This is a genomic window from Streptomyces sp. NBC_01017 (genome assembly GCF_045162795.1).
Lineage (GTDB): Bacteria > Actinomycetota > Actinomycetes > Streptomycetales > Streptomycetaceae > Streptomyces > Streptomyces machairae.
The window spans coordinates 9,563,900-9,589,469 of record NZ_CP108683.1; the positions used below are offsets into that span (position 1 = coordinate 9,563,900).

At 69.7% G+C, this 25,570-nt stretch carries 25 protein-coding genes; 16 read left to right on the forward strand and 9 right to left on the reverse strand.

What is annotated here, in order from left to right:
- Nucleotides 1–65: 65 nt before the first annotated feature.
- A complete protein-coding gene (locus tag OG331_RS43715; RefSeq protein WP_406207732.1) occupies nucleotides 66–368 on the reverse strand; it encodes a hypothetical protein in 303 nt (100 codons plus the stop codon).
- A gap of 850 nt (nucleotides 369–1,218) precedes the next feature.
- Between OG331_RS43715 and OG331_RS43720 the strand changes: the two genes are divergently transcribed.
- From OG331_RS43720 to OG331_RS43755, 8 genes are all read left to right on the forward strand, one after another.
- Nucleotides 1,219–2,463, forward strand: coding sequence for a sugar ABC transporter substrate-binding protein (locus OG331_RS43720; RefSeq protein ID WP_406207734.1), 1,245 nt, complete (start codon nucleotides 1,219–1,221; stop codon nucleotides 2,461–2,463).
- A 17-nt stretch (nucleotides 2,464–2,480) separates the two neighbouring features.
- Nucleotides 2,481–3,449, forward strand: a complete 969-nt coding sequence (locus OG331_RS43725; protein ID WP_406207736.1) for a carbohydrate ABC transporter permease — start codon at nucleotides 2,481–2,483, stop codon at nucleotides 3,447–3,449.
- Entirely contained in the window at nucleotides 3,446–4,315 is an 870-nt protein-coding gene (locus OG331_RS43730; RefSeq protein ID WP_406207738.1) for a carbohydrate ABC transporter permease, read from the forward strand. Before OG331_RS43725 ends, OG331_RS43730 begins: the two co-directional genes overlap by 4 nt.
- Before the next feature lie 104 nt (nucleotides 4,316–4,419).
- The gene (locus tag OG331_RS43735) at nucleotides 4,420–5,625 is read left to right on the forward strand and encodes a glycoside hydrolase family 1 protein (protein ID WP_406207740.1); all 1,206 of its coding nucleotides are present in this window, start codon (nucleotides 4,420–4,422) and stop codon (nucleotides 5,623–5,625) included.
- Nucleotides 5,626–5,759: 134 nt separating this feature from the next.
- Nucleotides 5,760–7,181 carry a glucoamylase family protein gene (locus tag OG331_RS43740; RefSeq protein ID WP_406207742.1) on the forward strand — a complete coding sequence of 474 codons (1,422 nt, stop codon included), beginning with the start codon at nucleotides 5,760–5,762 and terminating at the stop codon, nucleotides 7,179–7,181.
- 29 nt (nucleotides 7,182–7,210) lie between these two features.
- Entirely contained in the window at nucleotides 7,211–7,645 is a 435-nt protein-coding gene (locus OG331_RS43745) for a VOC family protein (protein ID WP_406207744.1), read from the forward strand.
- 127 nt (nucleotides 7,646–7,772) lie between these two features.
- Nucleotides 7,773–9,263: an MFS transporter gene (locus tag OG331_RS43750; RefSeq protein WP_406207746.1), complete on the forward strand. Its 1,491-nt coding sequence runs from the start codon at nucleotides 7,773–7,775 to the stop codon at nucleotides 9,261–9,263.
- On the forward strand, nucleotides 9,260–9,844 hold the full coding sequence (locus OG331_RS43755) for a TetR family transcriptional regulator (RefSeq protein ID WP_363032063.1): 585 nt from the start codon (nucleotides 9,260–9,262) through the stop codon (nucleotides 9,842–9,844). Before OG331_RS43750 ends, OG331_RS43755 begins: the two co-directional genes overlap by 4 nt.
- 12 nt (nucleotides 9,845–9,856) lie before the next feature.
- Here OG331_RS43755 and OG331_RS43760 read toward each other — a convergent pair whose 3' ends face one another.
- Complete coding sequence (locus OG331_RS43760) at nucleotides 9,857–10,621, reverse strand: dienelactone hydrolase family protein (protein ID WP_406207749.1); 765 nt, start codon at nucleotides 10,619–10,621, stop codon at nucleotides 9,857–9,859.
- A 241-nt stretch (nucleotides 10,622–10,862) separates the two neighbouring features.
- On the opposite strand from OG331_RS43760, the gene OG331_RS43765 reads away from it, so the two are divergent.
- A complete protein-coding gene (locus OG331_RS43765; RefSeq protein WP_406207752.1) occupies nucleotides 10,863–11,981 on the forward strand; it encodes an AI-2E family transporter in 1,119 nt (372 codons plus the stop codon).
- 100 nt (nucleotides 11,982–12,081) lie between these two features.
- On the opposite strand, the gene OG331_RS43770 is transcribed toward OG331_RS43765, so the two are convergent.
- Both OG331_RS43770 and OG331_RS43775 read right to left on the reverse strand, forming a co-directional pair.
- The gene (locus OG331_RS43770) at nucleotides 12,082–12,744 is read right to left on the reverse strand and encodes a pyridoxamine 5'-phosphate oxidase family protein (protein WP_406207755.1); all 663 of its coding nucleotides are present in this window, start codon (nucleotides 12,742–12,744) and stop codon (nucleotides 12,082–12,084) included.
- A 313-nt stretch (nucleotides 12,745–13,057) separates the two neighbouring features.
- The gene (locus OG331_RS43775) at nucleotides 13,058–14,056 is read right to left on the reverse strand and encodes an RNA polymerase subunit sigma-70 (protein WP_406207758.1); all 999 of its coding nucleotides are present in this window, start codon (nucleotides 14,054–14,056) and stop codon (nucleotides 13,058–13,060) included.
- A gap of 189 nt (nucleotides 14,057–14,245) precedes the next feature.
- Between OG331_RS43775 and OG331_RS43780 the strand changes: the two genes are divergently transcribed.
- On the forward strand, nucleotides 14,246–14,737 hold the full coding sequence (locus tag OG331_RS43780; protein ID WP_406207760.1) for a DUF2975 domain-containing protein: 492 nt from the start codon (nucleotides 14,246–14,248) through the stop codon (nucleotides 14,735–14,737).
- Nucleotides 14,737–14,958, forward strand: a complete 222-nt coding sequence (locus OG331_RS43785; protein ID WP_406207762.1) for a helix-turn-helix domain-containing protein — start codon at nucleotides 14,737–14,739, stop codon at nucleotides 14,956–14,958. The genes OG331_RS43780 and OG331_RS43785 overlap by 1 nt, the downstream gene beginning before the upstream one ends.
- Nucleotides 14,959–14,982: 24 nt before the next feature.
- Here the strand turns inward: OG331_RS43785 and OG331_RS43790 are convergent, their stop codons facing one another.
- Nucleotides 14,983–15,891: a helix-turn-helix transcriptional regulator gene (locus OG331_RS43790; RefSeq protein ID WP_406207765.1), complete on the reverse strand. Its 909-nt coding sequence runs from the start codon at nucleotides 15,889–15,891 to the stop codon at nucleotides 14,983–14,985.
- A 218-nt stretch (nucleotides 15,892–16,109) separates the two neighbouring features.
- Between OG331_RS43790 and OG331_RS43795 the strand changes: the two genes are divergently transcribed.
- The 4 genes from OG331_RS43795 to OG331_RS43810 all read left to right on the forward strand — a co-directional run bounded on the left by OG331_RS43795 (nucleotide 16,110) and on the right by OG331_RS43810 (nucleotide 19,696).
- Nucleotides 16,110–17,087 carry an aldo/keto reductase gene (locus OG331_RS43795; RefSeq protein ID WP_406207767.1) on the forward strand — a complete coding sequence of 326 codons (978 nt, stop codon included), beginning with the start codon at nucleotides 16,110–16,112 and terminating at the stop codon, nucleotides 17,085–17,087.
- Between the two features lie 61 nt (nucleotides 17,088–17,148).
- Nucleotides 17,149–18,177 (forward strand): zinc-binding dehydrogenase, encoded by a 1,029-nt coding sequence (locus tag OG331_RS43800; RefSeq protein WP_406207770.1) that lies wholly within the window; start codon nucleotides 17,149–17,151, stop codon nucleotides 18,175–18,177.
- A 32-nt stretch (nucleotides 18,178–18,209) separates the two neighbouring features.
- Nucleotides 18,210–19,061: an aldo/keto reductase gene (locus OG331_RS43805; protein WP_406207773.1), complete on the forward strand. Its 852-nt coding sequence runs from the start codon at nucleotides 18,210–18,212 to the stop codon at nucleotides 19,059–19,061.
- A complete protein-coding gene (locus tag OG331_RS43810) occupies nucleotides 19,058–19,696 on the forward strand; it encodes a flavodoxin (RefSeq protein ID WP_406207776.1) in 639 nt (212 codons plus the stop codon). The genes OG331_RS43805 and OG331_RS43810 overlap by 4 nt, the downstream gene beginning before the upstream one ends.
- Before the next feature lie 68 nt (nucleotides 19,697–19,764).
- Here the strand turns inward: OG331_RS43810 and OG331_RS43815 are convergent, their stop codons facing one another.
- The 4 genes from OG331_RS43815 to OG331_RS43830 form a co-directional block, all read right to left on the reverse strand.
- A complete protein-coding gene (locus OG331_RS43815) occupies nucleotides 19,765–20,514 on the reverse strand; it encodes a DUF6338 family protein (protein WP_406207779.1) in 750 nt (249 codons plus the stop codon).
- The gene (locus tag OG331_RS43820) at nucleotides 20,504–20,725 is read right to left on the reverse strand and encodes a hypothetical protein (protein WP_406207782.1); all 222 of its coding nucleotides are present in this window, start codon (nucleotides 20,723–20,725) and stop codon (nucleotides 20,504–20,506) included. The genes OG331_RS43815 and OG331_RS43820 overlap by 11 nt, the downstream gene beginning before the upstream one ends.
- Before the next feature lie 99 nt (nucleotides 20,726–20,824).
- The gene (locus OG331_RS43825; protein WP_406207785.1) at nucleotides 20,825–23,320 is read right to left on the reverse strand and encodes a CHAT domain-containing protein; all 2,496 of its coding nucleotides are present in this window, start codon (nucleotides 23,318–23,320) and stop codon (nucleotides 20,825–20,827) included.
- A 221-nt stretch (nucleotides 23,321–23,541) separates the two neighbouring features.
- Nucleotides 23,542–23,916 carry a hypothetical protein gene (locus OG331_RS43830; RefSeq protein ID WP_406207787.1) on the reverse strand — a complete coding sequence of 125 codons (375 nt, stop codon included), beginning with the start codon at nucleotides 23,914–23,916 and terminating at the stop codon, nucleotides 23,542–23,544.
- Nucleotides 23,917–24,160: 244 nt separating this feature from the next.
- Between OG331_RS43830 and OG331_RS43835 the strand changes: the two genes are divergently transcribed.
- Nucleotides 24,161–25,399 (forward strand): NlpC/P60 family protein, encoded by a 1,239-nt coding sequence (locus OG331_RS43835; RefSeq protein ID WP_406207789.1) that lies wholly within the window; start codon nucleotides 24,161–24,163, stop codon nucleotides 25,397–25,399.
- Nucleotides 25,400–25,570 lie beyond the last annotated feature (171 nt).

A 25,570-nucleotide genomic window follows, 5' to 3' on the forward strand; every position in this document is an offset into this window, starting at 1 on the left:
GACCAGCGCCTCGTTCCCGTCGAATCCCGCCGGCCACCGGCGAAAGAGATCGCCCGTGACGCGGTTCAACGCCGCCGCTCCTCCGCCTCGCCGTCATAGGCGTAGTGGCCCGCCTCCAGCCCTCCAACTGCCATGGCCCGGCCAGTACCCCATAGACCTCGAACTGGCAGGGCGGCGGTGCCGAACTGGGCGCGGGTCGCCTGCACAGGGGCCCGTACGCGCGACGTCGCCCTCGCCGCCTCGAAGTAGGCCAGGACATCCATGGTGTCCGGATACGTGCGGACGTGACCGCGCGCCGACTCGCCACTGCCGGTGCGGGAGAGTGCCAGTGCAACGGGTGGCTGCCGAAGCCGGGCACGGTGAGCCATGCCGCCGCGAACCGGCGGTCCCACGGCAGCGCGAGTGCCCCGATCCCGCCGAAACTGTCGAGCGAGGACACCAGTTCCAGGAGGGATGCCGCGGCACCCCACAGACCGGCCACGCAGTCGTCGAGGACGTAGGTGTGGCGAGATCCGTGCGGCCGAGCTCCGGGAGCCCGTGCGCGAGCGACTCGGCACCGTCGCCGATCCGGGCAGCGGCAGCGGCAGCGACAGCGGCATCGGCAGCGGTACACCCGCTCCGCTCCGACACCCGCGCTGCCGCCGTGGCCCTGCCCGATCGCGAAGCCATGACGCCGGGGCCCTTCGACCGGTAGCGGCAGCAAAGCTGCGCAGCGCGCCCGGCGAGGATGACGTAGGAGATCTCCCGCACCTGACAGCCGTCGCGCTCCCCGACGAACCGGCCGTCGGACACCGCCTCGGCGGTCGCACCAGAAGGCGTCGGAGTCAGGCGGCGCGGCGGGACCGCCGATGACCAGCAGGTCATCGGGGGTGTGGCCGTGCCAGGGGCCGAAGGTCAAGGGCGGCTGGGGAGCGGCGTGCGGCGCCTGCAATCACCCCGCGCGAGCCACACCGTCGGGCGCCTGGGGGATGCGCGGACAGCGGCATCTGTCACAGATTCTTTCGCTATGCATTGATCCGCTTTACGTTGCTGTCGCACCGGTCGGTCATGCAAGGCCTCGTGCCACCGGTGCCCCGCGGACCGTCCGCCGGGTGTCGCGCCCGTTATCGGAGTGTGACCATGGCCCCTCTTGTCAGGCCCCGAAGCGCTGCAACAGAGTGATGTATGCGCTTACAGGCAGCGCATACATTTTCATCAGAGCTCAAGGAGGAGCCCTCCATGAACCGCGCCGCCGTAACCGGGTCGCTCGCCCTCACCCTGGCGTCCGCGCTCACCCTCACCGCCTGTGGCGGCTCGGGTGGTGCGGGCGTGGCAGCCGATGCCGAGCAGACCCTGACCGTCTGGGCCATGGGCACGGAAGGTGAGAAGCTCGGCGACGTCGCCAAGGAGTACGAGAAGACGCACTCCAACATCACCGTCAAGGTCACGCCGATCGGCTGGGACGTCGCGCACCAGAAGCTGGTCGCCGCGGCCGCCGCCGGGAAGCTGCCCGACGTGGTGCAGATGGGCGGGACCTACCTGGGCGAGTTCGCCGACATGGGCGTCCTGGAACCGGTCGACACCAAGACGTTCAAGGAGGACGACTTCTTCCCCGCCGCCTGGGAGCAGGGCTCCTACGACGGAAAGGCCTACGGCGTCCCCTGGTACGTGGACACCCGCGTGCTGTTCTACCGCACCGACCTCGCCGCCAAGGCCGGCATCAAGAAGGCCCCGGCCACCATGGCCGAGCTCCAGGGCGCGGCGAAGGCCTACCAGGAGAAGGCCGGCTCCAAGTGGGGTCTGTCCATACAGCCCCGCGGCCTGGACACCGTGCAGAGCTTCTACCCGTTCTTGTTCTCGGCGGGCGGCGCCATCATCGACGACGACGGCAAGGCCGTCGTGAACTCCTCCGCCGCCGTCAAGGCGCTGGAGAACTACGGCAGCTTCTTCAGCAAGGACCTCAGCGACAAGTCCGTCCAGCCCGGCTACGACGTGACCAAGGACTTCAACACCGGCTCCGTGCCCATGTTCTTCGGCGGCCCCTGGATCACCAGCCTCCTCGACGAGAACTACCCCGACATCAAGGGCAAGTGGGCCGTCGCCCCGGTCCCCGTCGACCAGGCATCCGTCTCCATGGCCGGCGGCTCCAGCCTCGCTGTGTCCGCCGACAGTGACCACAAGGCCGCGGCCAAGGAGTTCGTCTCCTACCTCACCGACACCAAGGGCCAGGCCGACTGGTTCGAGCGCACCAAGGACCTGCCCGCCAACACGGCCGCCTGGAAGTCCGGCGACCTGGCCACCGACCCCACGCTCCAGATCTGGCGCAAGCAGATGGACTCCGCCAAGAGCACTCCCTCCCAGCCCAAGCTGACCGAGATCACCTCCAAGGTCGACGCGGCCGTCGAGTCGGTCACCCAGGGCAAGTCCGGCGCGAAGGCCGCCCTGGACAAGGCCCAGTCCGAGATCGAAGGCCTCGTGCAGTAAGAGAGCGTGCCCTCCCCATGTCCCTCACGACAGGACCTGCCGCACCCCACGCGGCCGTCGACAAAAGCCCCGAGCCCGGCACACCTTCGCCCCGCGGGCGCCGCTCCCTGAGCAGGCACAACCTGACCGGATGGCTGTTCTCCACACCCTTCCTGGTGCTGTTCGGCCTGTTCATGCTCTTCCCGATCGTCGCCACGCTCCTGATGAGCTTCACCGACTTCGGTGCCCGCAACGTCACCCGCCCCTTGGAGGCGGAGTTCGTCGGCCTGGACAACTACACCCGGCTCTTCCAGGACGACACCTTCCTCAAGGCCCTGTTCAACACCGCCTACTTCGTCGTCGTCGGCGTACCCGCGACGATCGTCCTGGGGCTCCTCGCGGCGATCCTGCTGAACAACGGCATCGACCGGGCACGCACATTCTTCCGGATCGGCTTCTACGCCCCCGTCGTCACGACCATCGTGGCCGTGGCCATTGTCTGGCGGTTCGTGCTCGACCCCTCTGACGGCCTCATCGCCTCCCTCGCCTCCGAAGCCGGCCTGACGGCGCCGGACTTCCTCGGCTCCGAAACCTGGGCCATGCCCTCCCTGATCGCCATGGCCGTATGGCGCAACCTCGGCACCGTGATGGTGCTGTGCATCGCCGGCCTGCAGGCGATCCCGGCCGAGGTCCGCGAGGCCGCCCGCCTGGACGGCGCGGGTGCGTGGCAGGAACTGCGCCGCATCACCGTCCCGCTGCTGCGGCCCACCTTGCTGTACGCCACCGTCATCACCTCCATCGGCTACCTCAACGTCTTCGAGGAACCGTTCGTGATGACCCAGGGCGGACCCTCCGACTCCACCCTGACGGTCTCCCTGGACATGTACCGCGAGGGCTTCAACTTCTTCCACATGGGCTACGCCAGCGCCATGGCGTACGTCCTGTTCGTCGTGATCATGGGCATCACGGTGCTCCAGCTCCGCCTGCTGAAGGACAACACCCGATGACCGCCGAGACAGCCGTCAAGGCACACCGCCCGCGCCGCACCGGACGCGTGCGCAAGCCGCTGCTCTACACCGTCGCCTCGGTGGGACTGCTGGTGATGGCCACCCCGTTCCTGTGGATGGTCCTGTCGGCGTTCAAGAGCCGGCAGGACCTCACGGCGAACCCGCCCGTGTGGATCCCCACCCACTGGACGCTGGAGAACTTCACCGCTCTCCTCGACCAGCTCGACATGCCGCGGTACTTCCTCAACTCGCTGATCGTGGCCGTCCTGGTGACCGTGAGCAACCTGCTGTTCTGCTCGATGCTCGGCTACGCGCTGGCCAAGCTCGACTTCACCGGACGTTCCAAGGTCTTCGGCGTGGTCCTGGCGGCGCTCATGGTCCCCGGCAACCTCATGATCCTGCCGCTGTACGTGCTGATGAACGGCATGGGCCTGATCGACACCTACGCCGGTCTCGTCCTGCCGTTCGCCGCGGGCGCCTTCGGGGTGTTCCTGATGCGGCAGTTCATGCTCCAGGTCCCCGACGAACTGCTGGAGGCGGCCCGACTGGACGGCGCGGGGGAGTGGTACATCTTCTGGCGGATCGTGTTGCCCCTGGTCAAACCGGCTCTCGCCACGCTGACGATCTTCACGTTCCTCGGCTCCTGGAACAACTTCATCTGGCCCCTGATCGCCACCAACGACCCCGACAAGTACACCCTGCCGGTGGCTCTGGCGACCTTCGCCAACGATCCCAACCGCACGGTCGCCGGTGGCAACGGCATGCTGATGGCCGGCTCCCTGCTCGTGGTCCTTCCCGTCCTGTTCGTCTTCGCCGTCCTGCAACGGCACTTCACCCAGGGCATCGCCACCGCCGGCATCAAGTAGCCCCCGACCACCACGTCACCCACCCCGGCGCCCGCCCTCACCGCCCCGGGGCCGGGCCGCCGTGCCCACACCCCCACCGCCTACCGGAAAGACAGCGACACAAGATGACGCACCGCACCGCCACCCCCTTCCCCGACGGCTTCCTGTGGGGCGCATCCACCGCCGGTCACCAGATCGAGGGGAACAACGTCAACAGCGACTGGTGGCGCAAGGAGCACGATCCGGCGGCCGGCATCGAACAACCCAGCCTCGACGCCTGCGACAGCTACCACCGCTGGGACGAGGACATGGACCTCCTCGCCGAACTCGGCTTCACCGACTACCGCTTCGGCATCGAGTGGTCCCGCATCGAACCCGTCCCCGGCACCTTCTCCCACGCCGAGATCGCCCACTACCGGCGCATGGTCGAAGGCGCCCTCGCCCGCGGGCTGCGCCCGATGGTGACCCTGCACCACTTCACGGTCCCGCAGTGGTTCGAGGATTTCGGCGGCTGGACCGCGGACGGCGCCGTCGACCTCTTCGTCCGCTACGTCGAGCACTGCGCGCCGATCATCACCGACGGCGTGCCGTACGTGTGCACCATCAACGAGCCCAACATGATCGCCGTCATGGCCGGTGCCGCGAAGGCCGGCGACCAGGGCTTCCCGCCGGCCGGCCTGCCCACCCCGGACGAGGAGACCACCCACGCGATCATCGCCGCGCACCACGCGGCCGTGAAGGCGCTGCGCGCCCGGCACCCCGCCATCAAGGTCGGCTGGACCGTCGCCAACCAGGTGTACCAGGCGCTGCCCGGCGCGGAGCAGATCACCGCCGGCTACCGCCACCCGCGCGAGGACGTCTTCATCGAGGCCGCCCGCGGGGACGACTGGATCGGCGTGCAGTCCTACACCCGCACCAAGATCGGCACCGACGGGCCGATCCCCGCCCCTGAGGACGCCGAACGCACCCTCACTCAGTGGGAGTATTACCCGACAGCAGTCGGCCACGCCCTGCGCCACACCGCCGACGTCATCGGCGACGACACCCCGCTGATCGTCACCGAGAACGGCATCGCCACCGCCGACGACAGCCGTCGCGTCGACTACTACACAGGCGCCCTCGACGCGGTCGCCGCCTGCCTCGACGACGGCCTCAACATCCAGGGCTACCTGGCCTGGAGTGCCCTGGACAACTACGAATGGGGCTCCTACAAGCCCACCTTCGGACTCATCGCCGTAGACCCCGACACCTTCGCGCGCACGGCCAAGCCGTCCGCCGCCTGGCTCGGCGCCCTCGGCCGCGAGCGCACCCTGCCCCGCATCGGCGGCTGAACCACCAGGACGGGCGAGGGCCGGCCGGCCCTGACACCGGCCGGCCCCCGCCACACACCCCGTTCGACTCCTCGGCACGCCCCGGCACCACCTCACCCGCACACCCGTCCGCCCACGCAAGGGAGCCAGTCCCGATGAACCGTCGAAGCTTCCTGACCGCCGCCACCGCCACCACCGCTGCGGCCGTCACCTGCGCGACTCCGTTCACCGCCCACGCCGCCCCCGCATCCCGCTCCGCCACCGACCGCCGCCTGCTGCACGAGTGGTTCACCGCGACGCACCGCTCCATGGAGGCCATGACGACCGAACTCGGCCTGGCCGCCGACAAGATCGACGTCAGCGGCAGCGGCACCCCGGCGCCCTCGGCCCAGACCTCGCCCACGAACATCGGCTGCGGCCTGTGGTCCACCGTCGCCGCCGCCGGACTCGGCGTCATCTCCGAGACGACCATGCACCGCCGCCTCGACCGCGCACTGAGCGCCGTGGAGCGCCTGGAACGTGCCCACGGGTTCTGGTTCAACTGGTACGACGCCCACGACGGCTCCCTGCTCACGACCTGGCCCGAGACCGGCGACCCGATACGCCCGTTCCTGTCCACCGTCGACAACGCCTGGCTGGTGACCGGCCTGCGCATCGCCGCCCACGCCGACCCCACCCTGCGCTCACGCGTCGGCGCGCTCCTCGCCGACGCGGACTGGTCGTACTACTACACGCCCTACGACCAGGCCGACCCCGTCGCCGGGCCCGGCCAACTGCGCGGCGGCTACTGGCCGGACAAGCCCGGCAAGGGCGAACCCACCGGCCACCACTACGGTGCCCTCAACACCGAGCCCCGGATGGCCAGTTATCTGGGCATCGCCGACGGTTCGCTGCCCACCGAGCACTACTGGCACCTCTTCCGCACCCTGCTGCCCGGGGCGGGCCAGGAACAGGAACCCGAGGGCGCGTACGTCGAGATCGACGGCGTGCGGGTGTGGGAGGGCCACTACACCTACCGGGGCCGCGACCTCGTCCCCACCTGGGGCGGCTCGATGTTCGAGGCGCTGATGGTCCCGCTCTTCGTGCCCGAGGCCGAGTGGTCCCCGAACTCCTGGGGAACCACGCACGAGCGCTTCGTCCGCAGCCAGCTCGAACACGGCCTGGACGAGCAGGGATACGGCTACTGGGGCTTCTCCCCGGCCTCGATTCCCGAGGGCGGCTACCGCGAGTACGGCGTCGACGCCATCGGCATGCAGGAGGACGGCTACCACTCGCTCGGGGTCGTCACCCCGCACGCCAACTTCCTCGCTCTTCCCCAGGCGCCCACCGAGGCCGTCGCCAACCTCCGTGGCCTGGACAGCGCCTTCGGTGCCTACGACGACCGCTACGGCTTCCGCGACTCGGTCGACGTCACCACCGGCCGCGTCAGCGACTTCGTCCTCGCCCTCGACCAGGGCATGATTACCGCGGCCCTGGCCCAGCACCTGCGGCCCGGTCTGCTCCAAGCCCCCTTCCGCACAGGCGGCTTCACCGGCCGGGTGCGGCCCTTGCTGCGTAAGGAGCGGTTCTCGATCTGAGCCGAGAATCTCCCTGCTAGGGTGCGCCGATGTCGTCGATCAAGCAGTTCCAAGTCACCTTTGACTGCGCAGAACCTGAGCGAGTCGCTCGCTTTTGGTGCGAGGTGCTCGGGTACGTCCTGCCGAAGCCGCCGGAGGGGTTCGCCACTTGGGACGATTACAACCGCTCGCTGCCTCCTGAGGATCGGGGTGCATGGGCCGCCTGCAGTGATCCCTCGGGTGTCGGCCCGCGACTGTTCTTTCAGCGCGTTCCCGAAGGGAAGGTCGTCAAGAATCGGGTTCATCTCGACGTGCGGGTCGGCACCGGGCTCGTGGGTGAAGAGCGCCTCGCCGCGCTTGAGGCCGAGTGCGCACGCTTGGTCCCGCTCGGCGCGGTACGCGTGCAGCTATTGCCTGCCGACGACGAGAACGAGTCGTGCATCGCGATGCAGGACGTCGAGGGCAACGAGTTCTGTATCGACTGAGCACCCTCCGGGACGGCGAAGCGGGGAGGCGGTCAGAAATTGCCGGCTTGGGTGAATGACTATTCACCAGCTATGGTGAATAGTCATTCACCCGCTGCCTCGCCAGGCGCTGCCCGCTGGAGTGCCGATGGACCAGACCGCCGCGATAGGCAAGCCGCCCTGCGTGAGCACCCTCCGAGACCGGCTCACCGTGCCGGTGCTCGCGTTCGGCGGCATCCTCATGGCCGTCATGCAGACCGTGGTCGTGCCCCTGCTGCCCGACCTGCCCCGGCTGACCGGCGCCTCGGCGGGCACGGTCTCGTGGATGGTCACGGCCACTCTGCTGTCCGGCGCGGTCCTCACCCCGGTGCTGGGTCGGGCCGGCGACATGTACGGCAAGCGGCGGGTCCTGATGTCGGCTCTGGGGCTGATGACCCTGGGCTCGGTCGTGTGTGCCCTGACCTCCGACATCGGAGTGTTGATCGCCGCCCGGACGCTGTCCGGAGCGGCCGCCGCGGTCGTCCCGTTGTCCATCAGCATCCTGCGCGACGAGCTGCCGCCGGAGCGCCGGGGATCGGCCGTGGCGCTGATGAGTGCCACCGTCGGCACCGGGGCCGCGCTGGGCCTGCCGCTGGCAGCCGTGATCGTGCAGTACGCGAACTGGCACACCATGTTCTGGGTGACCAGCGCCCTCGGAGTGGCGGGCGTGACGCTGGTCTGGTGGGCGGTACGGGAATCGCCGGTGCGACAGCCGGGCCGGTTCGACGTTTCCGGCACGCTGGGCCTGGCCGTCGGGCTGGTGTGCCTGCTGCTGGGGGTGTCCCAGGGCGGGCAGTGGGGCTGGGGCAGCGCACGGGTCGTAGGCCTGTTCGCCGGAGCCCTCGTCGTGCTCGCCCTGTGGTGCAGGCAGCAGCTGCGAACGAAGGAGCCGCTGGTGGACCTGCGGCTGGTCGCCGAGCCCAGGGTCGGCCTGTCTCATGTGGCCGCCCTGCTTGCCGGGTTCGCGTTCTACGCCAACACCCTGGTCACCGCCCAGCTGGTGCAGGCCCCCACGGCCACCGGGTACGGACTGGGTCTGTCGATCGTCGCCACCGGCCTGTGTCTGCTGCCCAGCGGCGTCGTCATGCTCCTGCTGTCGCCCGTCTCCGCCCGGATCTCCGCCGCACGCGGGCCGCGTGTCACGCTCGCGCTCGGGGCCGCAGTGATCGCCGCCGGCTACGCGGTCCGTATCGCCGACAGCCGCGACCTGTGGATGATCATCACGGGAGCCACGATCGTTGCCACCGGGACCACCCTCGCCTACTCGGCGCTGCCCACGCTCATCCTGCGAGCCGTGCCTGCCGAGCAGACCGCATCCGCCAACGGCGTCAACGTCCTGATGCGGACGATCGGCCAGGCCGGCTCCAGCGCGGCCGTGGCCGCCGTCCTCGTGCACCACACCGGTTGGGTCGGTGGAGCGCCGGTGCCCACCCTGCACGGCTACCAGGTGGTGTTCGCGACAGCGGGCGTGGTCGCACTCGGAGCCGCGGCCGCGGCGCTGTGCATCCCCGGCGACCCCGCACAGGCGGTCACGGAACGGCCGGAGCGAACCGGCGACAGCCCCCGGGGCGCGCGCGACGAGGCGATGGAGGGAGCATGAGTGCCGTGAGCACTCCACCCGTCACGCCCGGACCGGCCCGCAGGGACGCCGAGTCGACCAGGGCGGCCATCCTCAGGGCGGCCCGCTATCTGCTGGCCCGGCACGCCCACGCCGACATCACGCTCAAGGCTGTCGCCGACCGCGCCGGGGTGAGCCCGCCGCTGATCCTGAAGTACTTCGGCAACAAGGACACGCTGTTCGCCCAAGTCATGTCCTTCGAGGCCGACGCCGACGCTCTGCTGGCCGCACCACTCCCGGAACTCGGCCCGCACATGGTCCGGCACGTCCTGGTCAGCCAGTCCGAGCAGGGCGCCGACCCGCTGCTGCGGATCGTGTTCGCGCCCCTGCACGGTGAGCAGGGCGACATCCTGCGCGCCAACTTCCGCACCCAGGTCACCGACCGCATCACCGCCCGCCTCACCGGCCCCGACGCGGGCCTGCGGGCCGAACTGGCCGTGGCCACCCTGCTGGGTCTGGGCGTGATGTACGGCATCGCCCGCGGCACCGAGATGCGTGCGAGCACGGTCGACGCCTTGGTCGACCGGTACGCGCCGGCGGTGCAGGCGTATCTCACGCCCTGAGCGCCTCTCCCATCAGTCCGTGGCAGTGGCTCCCCGGGCGGTGAGGGTCCGATCGAGGAGGGGCAGCAGTCGGTCCCAATGGCGCTGCAGCGCACCGGGGTTGAAGGCGTCGGTGTCGGACATGGTGAAGCCGTGGACGGTGCCGGGGTAGATCTCGGAGGTGTAGCCGACGCCCGCGGCGTCCAGGGCCCGGTTGAGCTCGCCGAGCGCCTCGGGAGTCAAGTCGGTCTCGGCGTGGCCGAGGTGGACCTGGGCCGTGAGCGTCGAGAGGAGGCGACGCAGGCTGTCGGGCCCTTCGACGCCCACGGGGCCGTGGAATCCGGCCACGGCGGCCACCTGATCAGGGTGGGCGGCGCCGGTGCGCATCGCCAGGAGGCCGCCTATGCAGTAGCCGGTCACCGCGACCGGTCCCGCGGCCACCTCGGGCCGGGAGGTGAGGAACCGGAGATAGGCATCCGCGTCGCTCAGGACACGTTCGGCGGTGTGCGCCTCGATCAGAGGCATCAGCTGGGCGAAGACCGCAGGCCGGGCCTCTTCTCCGATGAACTCGGGAAGCTCGATCACCGGCGCCGGCCCGTGCCGGTAGAAGAAGTTGGGGACAAGCACGTAGTACCCGTGCCCGGCCAGTTCGCAGGCCATCTCCCGCAGCACGGGCCGGATGCCGAAGCCGTCCGCGTACATCAGTACCCCTGGGTGCCGCTCGCCTCGGTCGGGGCAGGCGGCGAACGCGTCGGCCTGGCCGTCCGCGGTGGGAATGTGCAACATCTTGGTGAGCATGAGTTCTCCTGTCGTGGTCGACGTGTCGAAGGGTGATCAACACGACAGGGAGGCGGAGCCCGCGCAGTAGCGCCGGATCCCCGATCCAACAGCGGGCCGGCACCGGCCCGTACGGCGCTCAGGGGAGCGCCGGGTCACCAATCCGTGTGTGGCGCAATGCCGTCCCGGTAGTCATCGCCGCACAACGTAGCCCACGGGACAGGGGCGATGCCAGTGACTGGAGTGCCAATAGTGTGACCGCATGCCTGACATGTTGAGTTCCGGGAAAACCCGCGCCGCGCTTGCCACTTCCGCGCGCGTATCGGTCGAGTTGCTGTTGGTGTTCGCGACGGTTGCGGTGGCCCTGTGGGGTCTCGCCCGCATGTGGTCGGTCGTGTGGCCGGTCATCATTGCCCTGTTCCTCACCACACTGACCTGGCCGATGACTCGTGCGCTGCGGCGGCGTGGGTGGCCCTCGGCGCTGGCCGCGTTGCTGGTGACCCTGCTGTTCCTCCTGGCCATCCTCGGCATCGTGGCGCTGATCGCGGTTCCGGTGGCGTCACAGTCGGGCGAGTTGAGCGATGGTGTGGTCGAGGGCATCAAGAAGATGCGCGAGTGGGCCGCGGGGCCACCGCTGAACATCGGCGACGACCAGATCACGACTGCCCTGGACACCGCGGCCGCCCGGGTCCAAGGCAGCGTGGGCAGCTTGGTCAACACTGTCGCCACGGGAGTGGCCACCACGCTGAGCGGCTTGGTCACGGCCATCCTGGCGGTCTTCCTGATGTTCTTCTTCCTCAAGGACGGCCCGCGATTCCTGCCGTGGCTCGCCCGCCAGTTGCCCGGACGACTCGCCAAGGACGTTCCGGTCCTGGCCGAGCGAGCCTGGGACACCTTGGGCGCGTTCATGCGTTCTCAGGCACTCGTCGGCCTCCTCGACGCCGTCTTCATCGGCCTCGGCCTGTGGATCCTGGACGTACCGCTGGTGCTCCCGCTGACGGTGCTGACCTTCGTCTCTGCGTTCGTGCCCATCGTGGGCGCGGTGTTCGCCGGTTTCGTCGCGTGTCTCATCGCGCTGGTGTCGAACGGTCCGACGGACGCCCTGATCGTGCTGGCGATCATCCTGGTGGTGCAACAACTTGAGGGCAATGTGTTCCAGCCCATGATCCAGAGCCGTGGGCTCGGCCTGCACGGCGCGGTGATTCTGCTGGCGGTGACGTTGGGTGGCAGTCTGGCCGGCATCGTGGGCAGCCTTCTCGCCGTGCCCGTCACCGCACTGATCGCGGTGATCTGGAACTACCTTCGGGAGCAGCTCACCGACCCGCCGCAGGAACCGGAGGCCGACAAGTCGCAGACCGGTGTCGCTGTCCCGGAAATGTGACACCCACCTGGCAGCGACCCCTTGCCCGGTTCAACGCCGAAACCCTCAGCGGGGCCGGTGGCCCCGACCCGCCCTACGCGCGCACCGGCTCCGCCACCGGTCAACCCCTGCCCGGCACAGATCCGATGCGAGTTCCCGCAGTCCGCTCGCCCTCATGCGGCGCGGCCTGGTGCTCGGCGCCGAGGACGAAGTAGTCGGCATCCTTCGGCCGCTGGGCCCCCGGGCGTGGACGGGGCGCCGGTTCGAGATGGGGGATGTGCTTGGAGCAGTGCACATACGCCTCCTCCACCGTGATTTGCACCCAGAATTCGGGCCTGCGTCCAGGAGCGGTGTCCACAGGAAGGTGGGGGTAGGCCCGCCGCTGCTCGTCGTCCCGGTGGAGCCGAGCTCCGCCATTGACGTGCAGGCCGATGTGGTCGTGGGCGAAGTCGACGAAGAGCAGGCCGATATGCGGGTTCTCGGTGATGTTTCCCGCACTGGCGAGGACCCCGTTCCCACGGTACTCGGGGTAGGTGAGAGTCCCGTCGTCAAGCACGGTGACGAAACCCGGGGGACCGGCACGGAAGGTGACGTCGCAGGCTCCACCGGCGTCCGACGTGGACAGGAACGCCATGGTCTGGCGCCCTATGAAGTCCGCCATCTGTGGTGTCAGACGGGCCTGCACCTGGCGGTCGTAGAAGGTGGCGGCCTGGTCGGCCGTGCCGAGAAGGTGCTGCAGGCGGCGCTCGCCGACGGAGCCGGTGGACTCGCGGGTGTGGTTCACGGAACGCGCTGCCTTCCTCTTGCCTGCAACTGGGCGTGGCGCCACGGCACTCTAACGCTGGATGGAGCGCGCTGTCGTGGTCGGCACAGGTATCCGACTGCGCAGACGGCGAGGCAGGCGAGGCCGGCGAGAGCGCGACCGTCGGGCGTGGCGTTGGGGAAGAACAAACGGGCGGGGCGGCGTCTTCGCCGCCCCGCCGTGCTGAGTGCGCTGGTCAGCGGACCGTCCGCGCCGCCTCGGAGCCAGAACCCGGAGTCGCGTCCGAGGACGGGCCCGGGCCGGCCGTCGCGCAGCGCGAGCGTCCACACCGGGACTACTCCGTGCCGTCCGCCGGCAGGCGCTCCGGCAGCCCGAGCCGGGGGAACCGGTCGTCGTGGAACGTGATGATCTCGGTGATCGCCCCGCCGGTGACGCGCAGGACGTCGATCGTCAGCGGCAGGTACGCGCTCTCCCGCTTCTGCCAGAGGTAGAAGGCGACGGCGGGCTGCCGGTTCACGGAGGTGGGGACGGCGCGCAGGCCCTTCATGCCCTCGAAGCCGCTCTCGACCCAGTCGTTCACCACCGCGTCGCGGCCGACGTGCAGGCCCGGCGTGGGCGGCATCGAGCAGCGGACGTCGTCCCGCAGCATGGCTGCGAGCTCCCTGACATCCGTGGCCAGGCTGGCCTCGGTGTAGCGGCGCACCAGCTCGCGCGTTCCGCTGTCCTCCTCGCCGCCGGTCCAGTCCTGCCGCTCGGCGGGCAGGTGCTCCCGCATGCCGGCGCGGGCCCGCTGCAGCGCGCTGTTCACGGAGTTGACGGAGTCCCCGAGGGCCTCCGCGACGTCCTTCGCCGGCCAGCCGAGCACGTCCCGCAGGATCAGCACGGCCCGCGGGCGCGGCGCGAGGTGCTGGACCGCCACCAGGTACGCCAGCTCGATCGTCTCCCGCGCGACGGCGATGGTTTCCGGCTCGTCCGCTTCGCCCGCGGGCAGCTCGTCGAGCAGCCGGTCCGGGTAGGGCTGCAGCCACAGCACCTCGCCGCCGGTCGCGGGCTCCGGGCGGCGCTTGGCCAGCAGGTCCAGGCAGGCGTTGGTGGCGATCCGGTACAGCCAGGCCCGGAACGTCGACCGCCCCTCGAAGGTCTCCCGCCGCCGCCAGGCACGGAGGAACGTCTCCTGCACGGTGTCCTCGGCGTCCTCGAACGAACCGAGCATCCGGTAGCAGTGCACATGCAGCTCCCGCCGGTGCCGCTCCGCCAGCCCCGAGAACGCCGGCTCGTCCACCTCGCCCAGATCGCTCACGCCCAGCTCCTCCAGCCGCATGTCAGCACTCATCACCGTCATCCTTCCGTCTCGTCGTGTCCCGTCGTAGGTGTGACGGATGCGGGCGCGACAACTCATCACCAGGGTCCGTCGGCATGGCCGACGGCATGGCTGATCCAGCGACGGAGCCTCCGGTGCAGCTCTTGCTCAATCTATCGATACTCGATAGATTCCCATCGCAACTCGATGGAAGGATGGGGTATGGGAAAGCTGGCAGTGCGTGCGCTTCGCGCCGTGCTCGTGGTGGTGCTCGCCGGCACCGTGTTCGTGCAGGCACTCATGGTGTGGGTGTTGGTCACCGGGAGCGACCCGGAGGACGGGTCGCTCCCACTGACCCCGCTGCGCGTGATCGCGATCCTGGGCATGGTGTCGGCCCAGGTCGCCGTGGTCGGCGTATGGCGGCTGGTGACGATGGTGCGACGCGGAACAGTGTTCTCCCATACCGCGTTCCGGTACGTGGACGCCGTGATCGGCGCGATCGTCGCGGCTGCCCTCCTGTGGTTTGCGGTCACGGGCATCAACGCGCCGGGCCAGCGGGACGACCCGGGCGTCACCGTCATCATGGGCGGGATCGGCCTGGCCATCCTGGGGGTCGCGCTCATCGTGCTCGTGCTGCGGATGCTGCTCGCCCAGGCCGTCGCGCGCGATGTCGAAGCGGCGCAGATGCAGGCCGAGTTGGACGAGGTGATCTGATGCCGATCGTCGTCGACATCGACGTGATGCTGGCCAGGCGGAAGATGTCCGTGGGGGACCTCGCGGACCGCGTAGGGATCACGCCCGCCAATCTCGCGGTACTCAAGAATGGCCGAGCCAAGGCGGTGCGTTTCGCGACGCTCGCCGCGCTCTGCGAAGTGCTCGCGTGCCAGCCGGGCGACCTGCTGCGCTGGGAGACCGAGGACGCCGCAGGCGGATGACGTGCCCCGCGTGGGCGTACCGGCTTACCGCTGCTGACCGGTGTTCTTGGGGGCGGGCGAGGGGTGTTGCGTCGGTCGGGGTGCGGTCATGTCGAGCAGGAGCAGAGCGTCATGGTCGGGACTGCCGGGTTCGGCGGTGTACACGCCGATGCGCTGGCCGGGGGTGCCTTCGACGTGCAGTGACTGCGAGGTGAGGGTGACCTGGCCGACCAGCGGGTGTCGGAAGGTCTTCTGTGCGGGCTTGCGCCCGGTCACTTCGTAGCGTTCCCACAGGCCCGCGAAGTCGGCGCTCTTGAGGAGGAGTTCGCCGACGAGGTTGGTCAGGTCCGGGGCGTCGGACGCGGTGCCGGCTGTGGCGCGCAGGCGGGCGACGCATGCGGTGATCTGTCGGTCCCAGTCGGTGAACAGGTCCCGGGCCGCGGGGTGGAGGAAGAGGTAGCGGGCGAGGTTGCGGTGCTTGGCGGGCCAGTCGTCCAGCCCGGCGTAGAGAGCGAGGCCGCCGGGGTTCCAGGCCAGCATGTCCATGCTGCGGCTGATGACGTAGGCCGGGTTCGGGCGCAGTGACTCCAGCAGCAGCTTGAGGTGGGGGCGCACGGTGCGGCTCGGGGCGGGTGGCGGCTCCGGGGCGTAGCGGGCGGCCCGAGCGGCGAGCTCGCGCAGGTGCTGATGCTCCTGGTCGTCCATGTGCAGGGCGCGGGCCAGCGCGTCGAGGACGGAGGGGCTGGGGCGGGTCTCCTTGCCGCGTTCCAGGCGCACGTAGTAGTCGATGCTGATGCCGGCGAGGGTGGCCAGCTCCTCGCGGCGCAGCCCGGGGGTGCGGCGGATGCCGGCGCCGACGGTGAGGCCGACGTGTTCGGGGCTGGTCTGGGTGCGGCGGGCGCGCAGGTAGCGGCCCAGCTCGGCGCCCTCGCTGTGCGCGCTCTCGGATGCCATGCCTCCAGTCTCACCCGCTGCTCGTCCGACGTGCAGGCGAGAGGGGGGCCCTGCCATTACCCCCGAAGAGCCCGCCCTGCCACCCCGGCGCAATCCGGTCGAAGGTGAAGGAGCAAGACGCCGGTGCACCGGCCGCCGCCAGAGCCGCCGCAGGCACGAACTGGCTGGTCGGGCGAGAGTGAGAGTGCCGGGCGACGGCATGAACCGGAGAGGGCGAAATGCGCTACATCAAGCTGCGTGACCTGGAAGTCTCCCGGATCGGACTGGGTGCCATGGGAATGTCCCACGGCTACACCGGTGCGGGCACCGACGATGCCGAGTCGATCAGGACCGTGCACCGGGCGCTGGAGCTGGGCGTCACGCTCATCGACACCGCCGAGATCTACGGCCCGTACACCAATGAGGAGCTGCTCGGCCGGGCACTGAAGGGGCGCCGGGAGCAGGTGGTGCTGGCCACGAAATTCGGCCTGGTCTCCCACGGCGGGGACGGCGCCTGGAATCTGGATTCCAGTCCGGCCAACATCCGCACGGCCGTCGAGGGCTCCCTGAAGCGGCTGGGCACCGACCACATTGACCTGTACTACCAACACCGGGTCGATCCGAACACACCGATCGAGGAAACCGCCGGCACCGTCGGCGAGCTGATCGCCGAGGGCAAGGTCCGCGCCTTCGGTCTCTCGGAGGCCGGCCCGGACACGATCCGCCGCGCGCACGCCGTCCAGCCGGTCACCGCGGTGCAGTCGGAGTACTCACTGTGGACCCGGGGTGTCGAGGAGCGTGTCCTGCCCGTGCTGCGGGAGCTGAACATCGGCCTGGTGCCGTTCTCGCCGCTGGGCCGCGGTTTCCTGACGGGCACCGTCCGCTCCACCGACCAGTTCGACGGCTCTGACTTCCGGCGTGGCAATCCGCGCTTCTCCGGCGAGAACTTCCAGCGCAACCTGGCCATCGCCGACGAGGTGCAGGCCCTGGCCGCCGAGGTCGGGGCCACGCCCGCGCAGGTGGCGCTGGCCTGGCTGCTCGCCCAGGGCGACGACATCGCCCCGATCCCGGGCACCAAGAGGGCGGCCCGCGTGGAGGAGAACAGCGCCGCCGACGCCCTCACGCTGACGAGCGGGCAACTCGGCAGGCTCGCCGGCCTGCCGCCCGCCGTCGGTGACACCCACACCGAGGCCCAGGCGCAGATGCTCGAACGCTGAATGTCACCCGCCGCCCGAAGCGCCGGTCGGTCCCACCCCCGTTCTGGAGTAGGTATCCCTCATGCGTGCAGCTGTGATGTACGGAGCCGGAGACGTCCGCGTCGAGGACCGGCCCGACCCGAAGATTGTGCAACCCACCGACGCCGTGGTCCGCACCCTCGCCTCCTGCGTGTGCGGCAGTGATCTGTGGCCCTACGGGGCGATGCCCGCCACCGAGACCGGCCGGCCCATGGGGCACGAGTTCCTCGGCGTCGTCGAGGAGACCGGCACGGATGTGACCGGCCTGAAGGCAGGTGACCTGGTTGTCGCTCCGTTCACCTACAGCGACAACACCTGCGACTACTGCGCCAAGGGCCTGCACATCTCGTGCCGCAACGGTGGCCGGTACGGCTTCGACGGTGTCGACGGCGGTCAGGGCGAGGCAGTCCGCGTCCCGTACGCGGACGGCACCCTGGTGAAGCTGCCGGTGGCCGCCGACTCCGCGCTGCTGCCCTCCTTGCTCGCGCTGTCGGACGTGATGACCACTGGGCACCACGGCGCGGTCACCGCCGGCGTCGGGCGCGGGGATGCCGTCCTGGTCGTCGGAGACGGTGCGGTGGGCCTGTGCGCGGTCATCGCGGCCAAGCGGCTGGGCGCCGAGCGGATCGTAGTCGCGGGCCGCCACGAGGCGCGCACCGAATTGGGCCGCACGTTCGGCGCGACCGATGTCGTCGCCGAGCGCGGCGAGGAGGGCATCGCCCGCATCCGTGACCTGACCGGCGGCGTGGACAAGGTGATCGAAGCGGTCGGCACCCGCCAGGCGCTCGACACCGCGCTGGGCGCGGTCCTGGACGGCGGCACCATCAGCCGCCTGGGCGTCCCGCAGTACGAGCAGGGACCGATCGGCTCGGCCGAGTTCATGCGCAACATCACCCTGACCGGCGGCGCCAGCCCCGCCCGCGCGTACATCGAGCACCTGCTGCGCGACGTCCTCGACGGCACGATCGCCCCCGGCCGCGTCTTCGACCAGACCTTCACCCTCGACCAGACGCCGGCCGCCTACCGGGCCATGGCCGACCGCCAGGTCCTCAAGGCCTTCATCCGCCCCTGACTCCCACCCGCACAGCGAAGGACACCCCGCTCATGCAGACCGTCACGCTCAACAACGGCATCGAGATGCCCCTCCTCGGCTTCGGCGTCTACCAGATCCCGGCCGAGGACACCCAACGCGCCGTCTCCGACGCGCTCGCCGCCGGCTATCGCCTGCTGGACACCGCAGCCGCCTACGGCAACGAAGAGGCCGTAGGACGCGCCATCAAGTCCAGCGGCATCGCCCGCGCGGAGCTGTTCGTCACCACCAAGCTGTGGGTCCAGGACGCCCCGGCCGAGGGCAACACCAGGCGGGCGTTCGAGATGTCGCTGACCAAGCTGGGTCTGGACCACCTCGACCTGTACCTGATGCACCAGCCCTTCGGCGACGTCTACGGTCAGTGGCGCGCCATGGAAGCTCTCAACCGCGAGGGCCTGGCCAAGGCGATCGGGGTCGCCAACTTCTATCCCGACCGGCTGGTCGACCTGATCGTCAACAACGAGATCACCCCGGCGGTCAACCAGATCGAAACCCACCCGTTCTTCCAACGCGCCGACTACCAGGACCTCATGTGCCAGCACGGTGTGCGGATCCAGTCCTGGGGCGGCTTCGCCGAAGGCAGAAATGACCTGTTCACCAACCCGTTGCTGGCCGAGATCGGCAAGGAGTACGACAGGTCGGTGGCGCAGGTGGTTCTGCGCTGGCTCACCCAGCGCGGCGTCATCGCCATCCCCAAGTCCGTGCGGCCCGAGCGGATGGCGGAGAACATCGACGTCTTCGACTTCCAGCTCACAGATGAGCAGATGGCGCGGATCTCCACCCTGGACACCGGCAGCTCACTGTTCTTCGACCACCGCGATCCGGAGGTCGTCACCTGGCTCGCCGAGCGTCGCCTCGACGCATGACCGCCGCCCCACGACGACGCGCCTTCCTGCGGGCCACCTTGATGACCGGACTCGGCGCTGTGACCGGAGCCCAACTCACCGGCTGCTCCTCCCCTGCGAGGCAGGGCAGGGGGAAGGTGTTGCTGGTCTACTTCTCGCGTCCGGGCGAGAACTACCACCACGGCGGACGCACCGTCCTGCGGGTCGGCAATACCGAGGTCCTGGCGCGCAGGATCAGCAGTCTCATACCGTGCGACGTACACCGTATCGAGGCCGCCGATCCCTACCCGCGGGACTACGACGAGACCGTCCGCCGCAACGTTCGCGAACAGGACGATGACGCGCGCCCGGCCATCAAGGGCCGGTTGCCCTCCCTCGACGGCTACGACACCGTTCTCCTCGGCAGCCCCATCTGGAACGTCCGGGCGCCCATGATCATGACCACGTTCGCCGAACAACTCGACTTCCGCGGCAGGACCGTCGTCCCGTTCACCACGCACGCCATGAGCGGCCTGGGCACGACCGCACGCGACTACGCGCGCTCCTGCCTCGGCGCGAGGATCGCCCCGGGTCTCGCAGTGCGCGGCGAAGAAGTCGCAGACGCCGATACCGACATCCAGACCTGGCTTCGCGAGCGCGGACTCGCCGGCTCGTGACGAAGTTCCACCGTGGCGGGGCGGCTGAGCCGTGAGGTGAAGGTCCGCCTCATTTTCCGGCCCCCTCACTACGTCGTGCCTCCCGCAGCGGGCGCCGCGCTGTTGCCCGGCGGGGACGCGGCCCCTCCGGCCGGTGGGGGCACGATCGCGGCGCCGGGAGCCGGCTGAGTCACCGGCTGTGGTGGGTAGCTGATGTGCACCACACGCACGAGCGCACCCGGCACGAAGACACACACCGCCTTCGAGCGGGTGCGGGGCACGTCATCCGGCCCGGTCCAGGCGATCGGCTGCTGGAGCACGAGATCGCGCCGGGCCGGGTCGGGGTCGGTCGATACGTAGCGCACATAGCCTTCCACGAGGCGCCCGTCGGACAGTTCGACGGCCACGAAGGGCTTCCGCCGGTCCGGGCCGGCCCGGTCGGTGAGGGCGTACACGGCCACCGTGCCGTCCCGCAGCCCCGCGCCCGTGCGCCTGGGCGACGTCCGTCCCGCGTACACCCCGGCCAGCGAACTGAGCACCATGCTCAGCGTCATGGTCACCAGCGCGGCACCGATCCACGACCAGGGGCGGTCCCGGAAGTCGGCCGCCGCCCTGTGCAGGGCGTCGACCGGTACGAGGAAGGTGACCAGTTCCCCGGCCAGCAGCGTCAGCAGCAGTCCGGCGGAGGTCGCCAACGCACCTACGCTGAACAGCTGGACGACCTCGATGGTCGACGACCGTGTGTCCTGTGGACGGTAGCGGCGCAGTGCCTGGTGGAACGCGAAGCCCGGCGTCATCGCGGCGAGGAGGATCACCGCGGCGATGACGCTACTGGGCACGAGGCTGCCCCTGCGCGCCGGCGTCCGGAGGCTGGGCGGGCGGCGCGCTCGTCACGGCGGGCGGCAGTTCGAGGTCGGGTTCGTCGATCAGGTCCTCCACGACGAAATGCCTGTCGTCAAAGCCGAACTCGTCCTCCCAGTCGTCGCTGCCGGACCCACCGGTCCCGTCAGGTCCGGGTCCGTACGGGGGCGTGTGGCGCTCGGTCGCCATGGGGCGTGCGTCCTTCCTGTGCGGGTGCGCTGCTCACATGCGGTGTCGGTCGTCTTCAAGTCCGATGAGCGTTCTCTTCAAGGCCGGTGAGCGTCCTCTTCAAGGCCGGTGAGGGTCCTCGAACGTCGTGGTGATGCTGACGAGCCCCGCCCACAGTCGTGGCGGCACCGGGCCGACTTCCGCGCGGTACCGACGCTGGGCGGTGCGCAGGGCAGTCGACGGCGGGACGCCCTCCGCGAGGAGCCGGTAGAGGATGGCCAGGATGCGGGCGGTGGGGTGGCTGTACCGGGGGTTCTTTGCCCTCCCGTCCGGCAGCGGAAAGATCCCACCGATGACGGTCTCGGCACCGCGGCACAGGGCGACCGTGGGAATGCCGAGCGGGTCGGTGCCGCGGCGCTCGTCGAGCTCGGCGGACAGGCAGGCGTTGATGAGCAGAGTCCGCGGGAAACGCAGGGTGAGCATGCGGGCCGCCGACAGCTGAGTCCGCCGGTCCAGGCGAAGCGCGTGGGCCAGTCCGGGGCTGTCGTTGCCGTGCACGGAGGCAGCGCCGACCGAGAAACCGGCGCCGTCCGGACCGAGCACCGTCAGCAGTTCCGCGGCGGTGCGGGCATGGACGACCTCGGTGCCGTAAGCGGCGTCGAGAGCGTTCCGTTCGAGGTCCAGGCCCTCGGCGTTGACGCCGGCGAGATAAGCGAATGCACGGTTCTCGACGGCGCCGGTTGCTCGCTCGTCGCCGCCTGCGGCCGCGCTGTCCGCGAGTGACAGGCTGGGCAGCATGGCCAGGACCGCACGGTCCAGCACGTAGCCCTCGGGATCGTCCGGTTCGACGCTGAGCGCGGCCCACGGCACCCGCCACAGGCGTGAGTCGGGTTCGATCAGCAACTTTGGCACCGCGCCTGCGGGGTTGGTGTTGCGCAGCAGGTCCACCAGGCCGCTGGGCAGCAGGAGTTGGGCGAGGGCCGCCCAGGGTGTGGTGTCGCGGGCGGTCAGATGGCGGAAGCGCGGTGTCGTCCGCCAATCGGGAGCTTCCGCGCGGACACCCTCCGTTTCGCCGTCTGCGCTGTCCGGCACGCTCTGGGCGGGCGTCGGAAGCGCCGGGCCCTGGCGCAGGTCTTCGACGCCGGTGACCTCGCCGAGCAGGACCCCCGCGGCGCCCTCGACCGGGTGGAGGAACGGATGCTGTATGCCGTCCGGGTCCGTCCACAGCCCGGCGACGCAGTTCGTCCGGCCGTTTCCGACGAGCCGAAGTTGCAGCACATGGCTGCTCCAGCGCTGCGCGTACGCACGCGGGTCGCCAGTCCGTCCCTCGTCGCCTGCGCTCAGCGCCCACCGAAACCGTAGGGAAACCAGCGTCTCCAGACGTTCGTACGCCCGCGCCACCTGCTGCTGCCCAGCGCGCGGAGGCGAGGCCGGCGCGTGAACCTCGGCGGCCCGCGCCGCCCCCGGTGGCGTCGTGCCCTCGGCGCCGGCCAGCGTGCTCAGCAGCCCGACGATCTCGGCCATGCCTTCCTGCTCGATGTCGTCAGGCGTCCGCAGGATCAGTTCGCCGCGGAGCATGCGGCGCAGGGCGGTCCGGTTGCCGAGTTCCAGTAGCAACGCGAAGGCCTCCAGGGCCTGTTGGTCGCCGCTCAAGTGCAGGCTGTGGGCGGTGGCGTACGCCGCGAACTCGTGCTCGCTGTAGAGGTCGACGTAGAACGTCTGCGCGTCGCGCCAGCCCCAGCCGGCGCGTAGTTCGGCGACGCCGCGCATCATTGCCAGGTAAGCGGCCAGGGCTTCCTGGTCGTTGCCGTGTGCGTGCGCGACCAGGGCGGTGGAGATCAGGTGGCGGACGCGTTGGGGCAGGGCGCAGTCGTCGTGCCCCAGGACTCGTGCCGCCTCGGCTGTCCACCGGGCGGCGTCGTCGGTGCGGTTCTCCGCCAGGGCCAGGATGGCGAGCATGTCGCACGCGATCGCGTGCTGGGGTCTGCAGCGCCACTTGGCGGCGAACTTCCGTGCGGCCGTGGCGTGTTCGACGGCGCGGGGGATGTCGTCGGCGTCGAGGGCGATGTTGGTGAGGTAGAGCTCCACGCGGACCCGGCTGAGCCGGAACATGAATCCCCCGCCGACCTCCAAAGCCTGTGTCAGGGTGCGGTGGGCGTCCTCGTTCCGGCCCAATGTGAGCTGGATCCTGCCGAGTTTCTCCAGCGCCTCGGACCAGGTGGAGCGGTTCGTGCCCTGCTCGTGGTGGCGGACCGCGGTGACGGCCTCCCGTTCGGCGGTGGGCAGGTCGCCCTGCGCCACCGCGATGTCGCTGCGCAGCATGGCCACGTTCGCGGCAATCAGCGGCAGCCGCTCTGTGGCCGGATGCGCGGCGACGGAGTCGATCAGTTCCACGGCGGCGGCAAGATCTCCGGCCTCGCCCAGTTCCATCGCCCGCTGCAGCCGGTCGGTCAACGGCTTCAGATGCACGGCCTCGCGGCGGACCTCTTTGACGCCGACCATCGGCCCCTGCCGGCCGTGCCTCACCGCGAATACGACGACGACCACGACCAGGAACACGACCGGCGGATACCACGAACCACCCATGATGGCGCGGGAGACGAGGTACGAGAACACCGATGCCCCGACAAATCCCTTCCACGAGAAGCGAGTTGGAACCCTCTCGACGGATTTCTCTTGGCCCCTGCCAACCTGCGTCACGACGCCCCCCGGCCTCCGCCCCACGGCCCCGCCCCACGGCCTGCCTGTGCGGGTAGGACGCTGAGCTTACGGACAGAGAGCGACGAGAGTGACGGAATCAGTAAATGTGACCAACTGGCTGCATTCGAAGCCGGACCCTAGTTGTAATGCGGCCTCAGATGGAGCGAGTTGATGGGCGACAGGTCCCGGTACTCGCCGTGTCCCGCCGCGATCGAGGACGTGCAGTCGTTCGCGTTGTAGCTGAGGCACAGCTCGACGACCGCGCCGTCGTACTGGTTGTTCAGCACCCAGTGGTTGCCGTACTGGTTGCTCAGGTTGTGCGCACCATAGGTCCAGTAGATGTGGCTCGGCGACACGGCCGGGTTCTGGTTCTGCGGGTAGACACAGACCGCGCCGTACGGGCAACCGGCCCAGTCGGCGGCCGGCGCGGCCTGAGCGGTACCCGTTGTGATCAGGGCCGCGGTGACGGCCGCGAAGGCCGGCGCTGCGGCGCGCCTCAGCATGTTGCGCATATGGGTTTCTGCCTCTCCTGGTGAGCGTTGGGCGTATGCCCGATCGCTGGAACCGTATGGAGCGGGCAGGCGGGTCGCACCCTGACACATGACTGGGACCGATGGGTCGGCGGAGTCCTTACGTTCGCGGGAGACCACCGAGCCCAGGGGGAGTCCTGTGATCAACAGAGTTCGCAGAATCCAAGAAACTGAAAGAACGGGGTCCGGAAGAACGGGGTGGGGAGAACGGTCATGGGGTCGCCGGGTGCGACTCTTCGTGGCCGCGCTCGTGACCGTGATGAGTCTCGGCCTGCCGGCCGTCTCGGCCACTCCGGCGGCCGCCGCCCCGGGGTGCGCGCCGCTCCAGTCCGGTGCGAGCGCGGCAGCGCAGGCGGCCGTCGAGGTCGCGTGCCGGTCCGTCGGTCAGCAGTACGCGTGGGGTGGCGGCCACGCACAGGGCCTGCCCGGTCCGAGTCAGGGCCAAGTCGACCCCACGGACACCGACTCGTACGCGGACCCGACACTGTGGAGCTTCGACTGCATCGGTCTGGTGCGCTGGGCCTGGTACAAGGCGACCGGCCGGGACCTCATCACCGAGCGCACGACGCAGGCGACCTTCGCGGCACCGGGGTACGCACACACCAAGTTCCTGAAGTCGCAGGGGTCGGGCGTTCTACTGCCCGGCGACATCATGTACTTCGGCCGTGAGGGCTTCGGCCCGACGCACGTCGCGCTCTACCTCGGCAACGGCAAGATGGTCGAGGCACCGCAGTCGGGCATGAAGATCCAGGTCAACTACATCAGTGCCCGCTGGGATCGCTACCAGGGCGCGTTCCGCCCGCACGCCGACGTCACGCCGATGGTCTGGTCCTGGGACGGCCGCGGCTCCTTCCACAAGACCTGGGGGCAGCCCAACCTGCGGCAGAACTCGAACACGGGCAGCGGCATCAACTTCACCAACGGCAACGGCATCTCCGTGAAGGTGCGGGTGCTGTGCCAGCGGGTGGGCGAGCGGGCCACGGTCGACGGCATGGTGAACAACGTCTGGTCGTTCCTGCCGGACTACCACAGCTGGATCAGCAACCTCTTCGTACAGGGTCCGGCCGTGCTCAAGGACGTGCCGTCCTGCGGCGACTACCCGGAGATCGGCGGCACAATGGCCGGCGCGGAGAACAACACGTCCTGCGGCGACGGTACGGAGCCCAACTCTGCGGGCGCCTGGACGGCCAAGTCGACCACCGTCTTCGGCCGCACCGTGGAGCTGCGCTACAGCAGCACCACCCAGTGCGCCTGGGGTCGCATCATCGGCGGCACGGTCGGCGACGAGATCTGGGTCGACCGCAGCGCCGACGGGGGCGAGACCTGGGACTCGATGCTCGGCTTCACCACCATCACCTCGGGCAACGACGCGTACACCACTCAGTGGAACGACGCCGGTCTCGTCATGCGAGCCTGCGGCACCAACGGCCCGGGCGGCGGCATCGAATGCACCGGCTGGTTCTGACCCGGAAAAGGATTTGAGCGAGGGGGCGCCCCGTCGCTAATTTCGTGTCGGACCGTGAAGTCGTCGTATGGAGGTGAGACCCGTGAACACAGTTACCCATGGGTGCTCCCTCAACCCGTCACGGTCCGGCGGCTGACGTTCGGTGTCGCCAGGAGCGCCTGAGATCGAGGC